8 protein-coding genes, 2 tRNA genes and 1 pseudogene are annotated in these 10,443 nt (G+C 44.9%); 6 read left to right on the forward strand and 5 right to left on the reverse strand.

The window, feature by feature from the left end:
* The 3 genes and pseudogenes from B9J87_RS11530 to choV all read left to right on the forward strand — a co-directional run.
* Positions 1-339: transposase (locus B9J87_RS11530; protein WP_141201576.1), on the forward strand; the 339-nt coding region annotated here is incomplete at its 5' end.
* A pseudogene (choW, locus tag B9J87_RS11535) lies at positions 329-1,051 on the forward strand (choline ABC transporter permease subunit); the annotation flags it as partial. The gene B9J87_RS11530 and the pseudogene choW, both read left to right, overlap by 11 nt.
* A 2-nt stretch (positions 1,052-1,053) precedes the next feature.
* On the forward strand, positions 1,054-2,241 hold the full coding sequence (gene choV, locus B9J87_RS11540; RefSeq protein WP_094150848.1) for a choline ABC transporter ATP-binding protein: 1,188 nt from the start codon (positions 1,054-1,056) through the stop codon (positions 2,239-2,241).
* A gap of 132 nt (positions 2,242-2,373) precedes the next feature.
* Here choV and B9J87_RS11545 read toward each other — a convergent pair.
* From B9J87_RS11545 to B9J87_RS11560, 4 genes are all read right to left on the reverse strand, one after another.
* Positions 2,374-2,447, reverse strand: a tRNA-Cys gene (locus tag B9J87_RS11545).
* 37 nt (positions 2,448-2,484) lie between these two features.
* Positions 2,485-2,571, reverse strand: a tRNA-Leu gene (locus B9J87_RS11550).
* Positions 2,572-2,917: 346 nt separating this feature from the next.
* On the reverse strand, positions 2,918-4,363 hold the full coding sequence (viaA, locus tag B9J87_RS11555; protein ID WP_019283198.1) for an ATPase RavA stimulator ViaA: 1,446 nt from the start codon (positions 4,361-4,363) through the stop codon (positions 2,918-2,920).
* 9 nt (positions 4,364-4,372) lie between these two features.
* Positions 4,373-6,031, reverse strand: a complete 1,659-nt coding sequence (locus tag B9J87_RS11560; RefSeq protein ID WP_094150851.1) for an ATPase RavA domain-containing protein — start codon at positions 6,029-6,031, stop codon at positions 4,373-4,375.
* 277 nt (positions 6,032-6,308) lie between these two features.
* On the opposite strand from B9J87_RS11560, the gene B9J87_RS11565 reads away from it, so the two are divergent.
* The 3 genes from B9J87_RS11565 to B9J87_RS11575 all read left to right on the forward strand — a co-directional run bounded on the left by B9J87_RS11565 (position 6,309) and on the right by B9J87_RS11575 (position 8,772).
* Positions 6,309-6,824 (forward strand): NUDIX hydrolase, encoded by a 516-nt coding sequence (locus B9J87_RS11565; protein ID WP_017048791.1) that lies wholly within the window; start codon positions 6,309-6,311, stop codon positions 6,822-6,824.
* A gap of 109 nt (positions 6,825-6,933) precedes the next feature.
* Complete coding sequence (gene ltaE, locus B9J87_RS11570; protein WP_064626264.1) at positions 6,934-7,938, forward strand: low-specificity L-threonine aldolase; 1,005 nt, start codon at positions 6,934-6,936, stop codon at positions 7,936-7,938.
* Between the two features lie 123 nt (positions 7,939-8,061).
* Entirely contained in the window at positions 8,062-8,772 is a 711-nt protein-coding gene (locus B9J87_RS11575) for a TetR/AcrR family transcriptional regulator (protein ID WP_013867941.1), read from the forward strand.
* A gap of 10 nt (positions 8,773-8,782) precedes the next feature.
* On the opposite strand, the gene B9J87_RS11580 is transcribed toward B9J87_RS11575, so the two are convergent.
* Positions 8,783-10,048, reverse strand: a complete 1,266-nt coding sequence (locus B9J87_RS11580) for a DEAD/DEAH box helicase (protein ID WP_094150853.1) — start codon at positions 10,046-10,048, stop codon at positions 8,783-8,785.
* Between the last annotated feature and the right edge of the window lie 395 nt (positions 10,049-10,443).

Consider the following 10,443-nt stretch of genomic DNA (forward strand, 5'->3'; position numbering starts at 1 on the left):
GCCAATCAGCCCTTAGCGGTGGTTTATTATTTAAAAGAGAAGTTAAGAATGCTGTGGTCGCAGCCATCAAAGATAGAGGGTGAGAGATGGCTAGAAAGCTGGATAGATGAAGCGAACCACTCAGGCATTGTGATGCTAGAGAAGTTTACTAAGACCCTGAGGAAGCATAAGGATGGGATATTGGCATTTTATGATAAAAGGATGAGTAGTGGTCGAGTAGAGGGTGTGAACAACCGAATAAAGACGCTGAACAAAGTCGCCTATGGGTATCGTGATTGGGAATTTTTTGAGTTAAAAATCAAAGCCAGTCATGAGGCGAAGTATCGATTTTCCGGATGAACCGTTTAAATGGATGCCCCCTGCCGTGCCGATTTTAGTCACCGCAGCCATTGCATGGTATCTGCATCGTCAGATTTCATTGGTGGTATTTGTTATTGCTGCCCTACTGCTTATTCTAAACCTTGGCTACTGGCAAGAAATGCTGGAAACCTTTGTCTTGGTGTTTGCCGCGACAACGATTTCCGTATTAATTGGCGTACCATTGGGCATTATCGCCGCGCATCGACCATGGCTTTATACGCTGATGCGCCCAATTCTTGACTTAATGCAAACGGTACCAACCTTTGTTTACCTCATTCCAACACTAGTTCTGTTCGGTTTGGGTATTGTTCCGGGGCTCATTTCGACCATTATCTTTGCTATCGCCGCCCCCATTCGCCTCACCTATCTTGGGATTACTAAAGTACCGGAAGAGTTAGTTGAAGCGGGTAAAGCGTTCGGCTCTAGCCGTATGAACTTACTGCTCAAAGTAGAGTTGCCAGCAGCGCTACCCAGCATAATGGCAGGGATCACTCAGTGCATTATGTTATCACTCTCAATGGTTGTGATTGCCGCCTTAGTTGGGGCTGACGGCCTTGGCAAACCCGTGATTCGTGCACTCAACACCGTCAATATTTCTCAAGGTTTTGAAGCTGGTTTAGCCATCGTTTTAGTCGCCATCATTCTTGATCGTTTATGCAAAACCCCACATCAAAATAATAAGGACGCATAATCATGGATGCAATTACCATTAAAAACCTCGATGTTATCTTTGGTCAGAACCCAAATGAAGCACTGCAACGACTCGACGCGGGTGAATCTCGCCAAGAGATTATCGATGCCTGCGGTCAAGTCGTAGGGGTAAACAATGTCAGCCTTACTGTTAAAGAAGGCGAGATTTGCGTCTTGATGGGGCTGTCTGGTTCAGGGAAATCGAGCTTGCTACGCGCGGTGAATGGCTTGAATACCATCAGCCGGGGATCATTAGAATTAAAAGATGGCGAACGCTTTGTTGACCTTGCCAGCTGTGATAAAGCAACGCTTCAGCATTTAAGGACGAATCGTGTCTCGATGGTGTTTCAAAAGTTTGCCCTTATGCCTTGGTTATCGGCTTTAGATAACGTGGCGTTTGGCTTAGAAATGCAAGGAATGAGCAAGAAAAGACGCCACCAACATGCCCGTGCACAGCTTTCGATGGTTGGTCTTGCTGAATGGGAAGATAAATTCCCCCACGAACTTTCTGGCGGCATGCAGCAACGTGTCGGTTTAGCGCGTGCTTTTGCAATGGACAGTGACATCCTGTTAATGGACGAACCGTTCTCAGCACTTGATCCGCTGATTCGTGCGCAACTGCAAGATGAGTTATTAGATCTACAAAGCAAACTCAACAAAACCATCTTATTTGTTAGCCACGACTTAGATGAAGCGCTAAAAATAGGCAATAACATCGCGATTATGGAGTCAGGAAAACTGATTCAGCACGGTAAGCCAGAAGAAATAGTCCTTACACCCAAAACGGACTATGTTAAAGAGTTTGTGGCACACACTAACCCTCTTAACGTACTAAAAGGACGTTCGTTAATGCAGCCCATCGAACAGTTAAAGCAACAAGACGAACGTTGGCAGGTCTGCAAAAAACAGGATGTTTGGGTCGCACAACATGATAAAACTCTGACACTATATGGAGCAACGTCGACCGCTCTTATCCACTGGGATACCCAAGTCAGCGATATGTCGAACATTGATTCATCGATGATGATCATTACAACACCTGATATTGATATGCGTAGCGCGATTGAGTTGAAACATCGAACTCAAAATCCGATTCTTCTGATGGAAAATAATCAGCTCGTCGGCGTCTTAAGCGACCAAGAAATTTACAGTGCCCTACTGGGAAATTATCAAACCGAAAAGGCGGCTTAACACTCACCTCTGTGCATTGCTGTCAATGTCATGTTAACGCCATCATACCGATGGCGTTATTTTCTAAACAGGCTGTTGATTCTTAATCACACAGATCAAAAAAAGACGCTAAAAAGCGTCTTTTTTTGTTTTTGGAGGCGCGACCCGGAGTCGAACCGAGGTCCACGGATTTGCAATCCGCTGCATAACCAGTCTGCCATCGCGCCTTTAATTTTTTGTTGCTCTTAATGAGCAAAGAATAGATGGTGCCCCGGGCCGGACTTGAACCGGCACGACTCGAAAGTCGAGGGATTTTAAATCCCTTGTGTCTACCAATTTCACCACCAGGGCACGCAATTCTGGATTGCGATGCCGTCAACTGAATCAGTTACACACCATCGAAAATTTTTTGAAGTACATTCGCTAGCTTTATTATTAATAACATTTGGTTATTAACAACATTTGTTATTAAACATTGCTTTGCAGCTTTTAATAACTTTGCTCATCTTGCTGAGCAACTAACTCCTGACATTGTTCTTTTGGGCTTTGCCGTGAGAACGAGGCGTACTTTAACGGATTAAGAAAATGAGTCAACAATAAATTTTCCACTTATGAATCAAGTGACTAAGAATCGACCCGCAAAGGATAGAAGGCGAACAATTAGAGCAACAATCCATCAGTTTTTATCAAGTGATCGTTACCATTTTTTCATCAGTCGCCCGACGAGATTAGGATGGTATGCCCAGCAGTGATCAAACATCGCCATCAACTGTGGATTACCATAGCGAGACAAACTCACCGCATGGAAACGATTTTTTTGATGTTTTAAGGTCGCGATTTTTTCTAGCAGAGCTTCCGGCGGTTTAGGTGCGATGAAATCCGACAATACGACCAAATCTGCATTGCGGTATTTGTCACTGTTCATCAGTTCAACCGATTGTTCTAGCACAGGGTCTAAATCCGTTCCGCCGTGAAATGAATAACTTAAAAAATCACTCGCTTCACGCAAGCCATCTTGCTTGGTCAGCTCATAGGTAATTTGCTGAGTAGAAAACAGCATCACGTAGCACTCGCGCCTCTCAGCCAGAGCGATCTGCATCAGAGCATAAGCCATCGCTTTTGCACACTGTTCTGGGAAACCACTCATGGAACCAGAAGCGTCCACACATACGATGAACGGCCCTTTTTCAATCTCAAACTGTTTGTGTTCTGGTTGGTACGCTTTGACTTTACGCAAGGTGCGAGACTTGCCTTGCATGCGATAGTTCATCAAGCGCTTATCCACTAAATGCTTGTAGAAAACCACCTCAAGTTCAGGATAGGCAAGAAACATGGTTTCGTTGGGCAGCAGCTTGTTCAGATCATCACTTTCGTGGATGCCGACGATGTCATCCGTCGCTTCGTCCGATTTCTCCTCCACCATTTGCAGCGCTTCGGCTGGAGTGCGGTTGAGATCAGGGTCATCTACTTCGCCAGCCATGCGCCCAAGCTGTTCAGCAATCTCTTGCAATCCTTTGTTCTTTTTCAAAAATTCCGCATGGCGCTTCATAACACTAATGTCTGTTTTACTGAGCTTCGCCGATGCCATATCCCACAAGCGACCGACGCTGCTTTCATCGCCCGATTCCGTGACTTTATCCATGTTTTTCATGGTTTCCATACGCTGGTACAAATCGGCCAACACTTTTTCTTTGTTACTTTCAAGTTCGTTGATTTGCGCTTGTTTAATCGCATGGCAAAGGCTTTGATACCATTGATCACAAAAGAAATGAGGGAACATGGGGTTATGCAACCCCTTGTTTTTTTCGATTAAACGACGTGCTTGGAGATAAAATGCTGAGTGCCATTCCAACTGTTTGATTATCTCGTTAATCCGAGTAAAGAAGGTCTCTTCATCCCAGTGAATTACTTCTTGGTATAAGGTCAGCTCTTGTTGAAAACGCTCAGTTTCACACACTTTTGTAATGCGTTTTTTGACACTACCACGCCACTTAGTTAGGTGATTTTTAACTGAATTCGCAACGCCGCGGTTTTCAGCCATCATCATCACTTGCGAGCGCGCAAGCAAATCATTCACTGCCGTATCAATGATGCCCGAATCGGCAATCATTAACGCTAAATTTAAACCATCGGCACCAAGCATCTTCTCTCCTTACGCAAAAAACTGGTTTAGGTTTTTAAAACGAAGCACCGTTTTTTCGCATTCGGTATGAGTCGATTCAAGTAATTGCTGCAGATGCTGCAGCGTCGCTTCCATAGCGGTGGGCAGCTCCGGATCAATGAAGTTATGCGGCAAAGCGCCGTGAAACTTAGAACGTACTTTACGCAAATGGTGTTCGGCATGTTGCAACTGTGCAACGGCTTGATCCGCTTTCGTAAGCCACTCTTGATAAAGACTTTCGTCTAAACCTTGCTCAGTCACCAAACTCACCAACACCGAGCGATTAGCAATATCTTTAAGAACGAGGTTATTACCAGCATCTAAATCAAACCTTAAACGGCACAAATTGGTATTTTGATTTACATAACCATACACATCGCCATGCCCCTCTTTGATCGTTCTTTCAAGCTCGCTTTTAGGCACATAAACCCAGCGGCTATCGCCTTTTTCGGCCTCAGAGACGGACATATTGCTTTGCAGCAATACCAATTTGACCAAGTCATGAGCGGTGCCTACCTGATAGGTTTTTGCCGATTTGGTATCAAACTGATGCACTTGCTTTTTAATCAAACCGGATGATGTTTCCAGCGAGAGCAACATGCCAAATTCAGACTCTAGCTCTTCTTGAATCTCAGCCAGCTCTTCACGACACACTACGATTTGATGTTCAACTTCTTGTTGGTCAAAAGCATGTTTCAACGCAAAGTCGCGTATAACGCTGCGCACAATATCGCGAGAATCGGGGCTATTCCAAAGACAATCTTGCAGCAGCAGTAAATCAAGCGGGTTGATTGAGTCGCGGCCATTAAAAAACGCACTCGCTTTGAGCAGCTTCACCGCTTTTTTCCAACGGCGGTCTGAAACGTACATATCAATACTTGCCGCAGCGGGCTGGTTTTCAACGGCATGCTCTAGCATGTTTTTCAGCTCAAATAACTTTTCAAACACGTCATCTGTCAACAGTAAATCGTCAAGTTGTCGCTGCCATGAGTGGTACTCTTCATCGGTAATCGCAAGCCCTTCAGGGATGCGCGCTTCTTGTGGCGTACCGACGGTCAGCATCGATTTGAAATTCTGCTTATTTTGAATACGGTTGACAAACACACGCACTAACATGCGATCGTACAAGGCGTCTAAACCACTCTCTTCATCCGGTAATTCGTTCGATGCCGAAACCAGAAGACGCATTGGTACACGTTCAATATCGCTCCCATTTTTGAAGGTCTTTTCATTCACTACCGTTAATAAGGTATTCAAAATGGCGGGGCCTGCTTTCCAAATTTCATCAAGAAAAACCACTTGTGCGGTAGGAAGATAACCTTTGGTTAGGCGAACATAGCGCCCATTATCTTTTAATTCTTGAATGCTTAATGGACCAAATACCTCTTCTGGTGTTGAGAAACGCGTCATGAGGTATTCAAAATAACTGCTGTTATCGAAGGCTTGGATCAGACGTTTCGCAATCAAACTTTTTGCAATGCCAGGAGGGCCGAGTAGGAAAACACTTTCCCCCGCTAAAGCAGCCAGTAGACAAAGTTTGATGGTGTCTTCACGCTCATAAACACCATCCGATAAAGCCTTAGCAAGCTTATTTATGCGCTCTGAAAGTAGCGCTTTTTGCGCATGGGATGCAGGAGTAAAATTGATCACTTAAGCGCTCCAAATGGTTTGTATACATAACTTTATACGACTGTTATTGTTTTGTTACAAATAGATTTTAGTATAAGCGCCCACTTATAGCAGATCTCTTTTCTGTGAAATTCTTCGAAATCAATGTTTGCATATATGAGACTGACATCACTGATTGTGCAAGCAATATTGATACTTAGGTTATCGTTTTACTTTGTCTTAGCCACAGATTCTCGGTAAGGTTGAACCCTTATCACCATATCAGTCATTGGCTAGCCACAATTAAAGAAGAGTTTGCATGAGCAAAACCATACATACATGGAAAACCATTTCATTAGTGCAAGAGGATGTCACCCTTCCTACGGGCAAAAGCATTGAGCACACCACCATAGTCCATCCGGGCGCGGCCGTGATTTTGCCGATCACAGAACAAGGCGATATTATTCTGATTAATCAGTTTCGCCCCTCACTCAAAAAGTGGTTGTTAGAGCTCCCAGCAGGCACTTTAGAAAAGGGGGAGCTTCCAGCCGAATGCGCGCACCGTGAGCTTGAAGAAGAGACAGGATACAGCGCAAGTGAGCTGATCACTTTAGGGCAAGTCACACCATTAGCTGGATTTTGTGACGAAATACAGCACCTGTTTGTCGCTAAACAGTTAAGCAAAACTGCACGATTATCATGCGACGATGATGAAGTTATTGAGGTGGTGACGCTTTCGATCCAGGAATTGGAGCAAAAAATCATCACTGGGCAAATCACAGATTCAAAAACCATTGCCTGCCTAAGTAAGGCGAAGCTGTGTGGTTATCTATAAAATACTTAGCTATCGATAAAGTGCTTAGCTATCAATAAAGTACAAGCACAGATAAGAATTGAAGTGAAAATGCTTCTAGCAAAAATAGAAAAACGCATGAGGAGATTATATGGATTTTCGATCAGATACCGTTACTAAACCCACCGCCGCGATGCGTGAAGCAATGGCTAATGCCGATGTGGGTGATGATGTGTATGGCGATGACCCAACCGTCAACGCCTTAGAAGAGTGGGCCGCGCAGCGACACGGTTTTGAAGCGGCGCTATTTACCACGTCAGGCACACAAGCCAACCTGCTGGGTTTAATGTCACATTGTGAGCGTGGTGATGAGTACCTGTGTGGCCAACAAGCGCACAACTACAAATATGAAGCGGGTGGCGCCGCGGTTCTTGGCTCTATTCAGCCGCAGCCAATCGAAAATAACCCTGATGGCACGTTAGACTTCGATAAACTGCGCGCGGCCATTAAACCTGATGATGCCCACTTTGCTCGCACGCGATTACTTAGCCTTGAAAACACCATCAATGGCAAAGTTCTACCACTCGCCTATTTAGCGCAAGCGCGAACGTTTGTTGATCAATACCATTTGGCACTGCATTTAGATGGCGCGCGCGTATACAACGCCGCTGTAGCGCTGGATGTGGATGTTAAAGAGATTGCGCAATACTTTGACTCAATGACGGTCTGTTTATCTAAAGGGCTTTCCGCTCCTATCGGCTCACTACTACTAGGTTCAAAAACCTACATTGCCAAGGCTCGACGTTTAAGAAAAATGCTCGGTGGCGGCATGCGTCAAGCCGGCATTTTGGCCGCAGCAGGCCACCTTGCATTGACTGAACAAGTCACTCAGCTGAAGACTGATCACGACAATGCCCAATATTTAGCGCGCAAATTAGCGGACTTAAACGGGTTTTCCGTCAATCCAGATTTAGTGCAAACTAACATCGTATTTGCCAAATTAGCTGATTCTATCGATATCCATACAATTACCAATCAGTTGGCGCAAGATGGAATAAAAGTTTCGCCAGGCAATCCGGTACGTTTTGTGACCCATAAAGACGTCTCACGCGATGATATTGATTTTCTAATCAGCAAACTCTCCCTTTATCTCTGATCCAATTAACATTGTGCAGTCATAACCTTATCATCGGTTATGACTGCCAACGCGTTTTTTCCGTGAAACTGCCTCTCAAATCTGGTACAACTGCGCTCGTTAAAAAATGAGACGAGTTAAAAAATGACCAAAAGACAAGGCCGCCGAAGTGCCACTGATGCCCAAAAAACCAAAAGAGATATTCTAGTGGTCGCTGCGGATCTGTTTTGCGAGCTAGGTTATGCACGAGTGTCATTACGAACGATCAGCGAAAAAGCTGGGGTTTCGCACAGTTTGCTGCGTCATCATTTCGGTAGTAAAGAGCAAATATGGCGCAGTATCAGCGATGGTCTCCATCTTTATATGGAGAATTATTTACGTCATATATTGAAAGAGATCCCAGCCAACACCCCCGCCAACGTGCAGTTGTATTTGTTCATTGTACGGCTGCTCGCGCATATGCTGACAGTCAAACAGCCGATTCAACTGATCGCCGATGCGGTAAGGCAAGAAGATGCTCTGTTTGATTATTTTATCGACAGTGCAGGTGAAATTGAGCAGCTCGTCGAACAACTTGCCGAGCAATACAACCGTGAATTTTCAGCCACACCAATAAAGGTGTGGGAGATAAAATGGCAGATGATCATGTACGCGCACGGCGCGGCGAGCCTCACGCCATTTTTAAAAGAAACATGGTCAGATGAAACTCAAGATGTGAACCAATGCTTACTAAAACATTGGCAACTCTTTAATGACTTGATGATCGCCAAGTTCCATATCGACGAAGCTCAGACGCTCTGTCCGAACTCCATCAATGAGTTGCTGTATGATATTGAATGTGACTGGGCCAGATAAAGCGGGCGCTTTATCGCTTACCTCTACCTGCATGGATGTTTAGTTTTGCTTTCATCTTTCTTTTTTCCGCTGAACGGCTAGGTTTACGGCTGCTACGCTCAGCCGGTAAGGCTTCCAACAAACTCGGCTCAAACCCTTTTAACCACTCTTGTGGCAGGCGTTGATTGAGTAAGGCCTCTATCGCTTCAAGCAGATACTCTTCATCTCGGCTCATCAAAGAGACCGCGAAGCCCGTTAGCCCGGCCCGACCTGTGCGACCAATACGGTGCACGTAATCTTCCGCTTTATAGGGCATGTCGTAGTTAACCACTTGCTCAAGTTGCTGAATGTCAATTCCACGAGCCGCAACATCAGTAGCGATCAACGCTCTAACTTTACCTGATTTAAAATCATCCAATGCTTTTTGGCGCGCCCCTTGGCTTTTATCGCCATTGATCGAGGCCGCTTTGATGCCGTCCAATTTCAGTTCTTTGGCTAGCTCATCGCTACCTTGTTTAGTTTTGGTAAATACCAAGACTTGCTGCCAATTACGTGAACCAATTAGATAAGCTAATAACTCGCTTTTACGTTTTTTATCCACTGGATAAACGATCTGTTTTACAGTATCAGCGGTCGCATTGGCTGGTGAAATTTGCACGCCGACAGGGTCGCGCATCATTTTGTGTGCTAATGCTTTGATTTTGTCATCAAAGGTGGCCGAGAAAAACAGCGTTTGGCGTTCATCATTCATGCGTTTCAAAATACGTTGGATATCAGGCAAAAAACCCATATCGAGCATGCGATCGGCTTCATCCAGCACCAACACTTCGGTTTGCGTCAGGATAATGTTGCGCACAAACAGATGGTCAATTAACCGCCCAGGCGTCGCAATTAAAATATCCGCACCGCCACGTAAATTACGTGTTTGCACTTGCATGCTGGTTCCACCGTACGCGGTGACGATCTTCAATGTAGTGCTTTGTGCATAAGCACTTAAGCTATCAAAAACTTGTTGAGCCAGCTCACGAGTCGGAACCAAAACAAGCGCGCGCACAACTTTACTATTGGTTTCTCGCTCGGCTTGGTTATCAAGAAAACGTTGCAAAATAGGTAAACCGAAAGCTGCCGTTTTGCCGGTACCCGTTTGCGCCCCAGCCATGACATCTTTACCAGCCAAAACATGCGGGATAGCTTGAGATTGAACATCCGTCGGTTGTTCAAAACCTAAAGATTGCAGAGCGCTAACTAATGTGGTTGAAAGTCCTAAACGTTGGAATGGGTGCACAGTATCAGACATTGCAGCTTACCTATTGGAAATCAGGGCGCGGATTGTAACAAAGCGCAAGGTAATCGCCTATTCAAAATCAGCGGAAATCAATAGTGTTAAGGAATTGATACACGAGGGGGGAATGTAAGGAGCATAGCCAGCATAGGCTGCCGGCTGGTACTATTCTGCGCTCTGTTCAGAGCATTCATGAGATACAGAGTCATAATCGGATAAATCAAATCCGATCTCCATGGCGTCGAGCCACTCTAAGCACTCATCGTTTTTATATTGGTCACTCATTAATCGACCTCCTTTGATATTTACTGAGACGGGATTATCACGTCGCAAGATCCTTTTTAAATGATTTATATGACAGTTTTTTGAAAGCGAATGGTCAAATTAATCATCACCACAATATCTATCAC

Origin of the sequence: Vibrio sp. V19_P1S1T109 (assembly GCF_002241375.1) — a bacterium.
Taxonomy (GTDB): Bacteria; Pseudomonadota; Gammaproteobacteria; order Enterobacterales; family Vibrionaceae; genus Vibrio; species Vibrio anguillarum.

Bases quoted from the DNA above. Each gene is read 5' to 3' on its own strand.
- B9J87_RS11580 (WP_094150853.1), bottom strand. From the start codon at position 10,048: ATGTCTGATACTGTGCACCCATTCCAACGTTTAGGACTTTCAACCACA.
- B9J87_RS11575 (WP_013867941.1), top strand. From the start codon at position 8,062: ATGACCAAAAGACAAGGCCGCCGAAGTGCCACTGATGCCCAAAAAACC.
- choV (WP_094150848.1), top strand. From the start codon at position 1,054: ATGGATGCAATTACCATTAAAAACCTCGATGTTATCTTTGGTCAGAAC.
- B9J87_RS11565 (WP_017048791.1), top strand. From the start codon at position 6,309: ATGAGCAAAACCATACATACATGGAAAACCATTTCATTAGTGCAAGAG.
- viaA (WP_019283198.1), bottom strand. From the start codon at position 4,363: ATGCTTGGTGCCGATGGTTTAAATTTAGCGTTAATGATTGCCGATTCG.
- ltaE (WP_064626264.1), top strand. From the start codon at position 6,934: ATGGATTTTCGATCAGATACCGTTACTAAACCCACCGCCGCGATGCGT.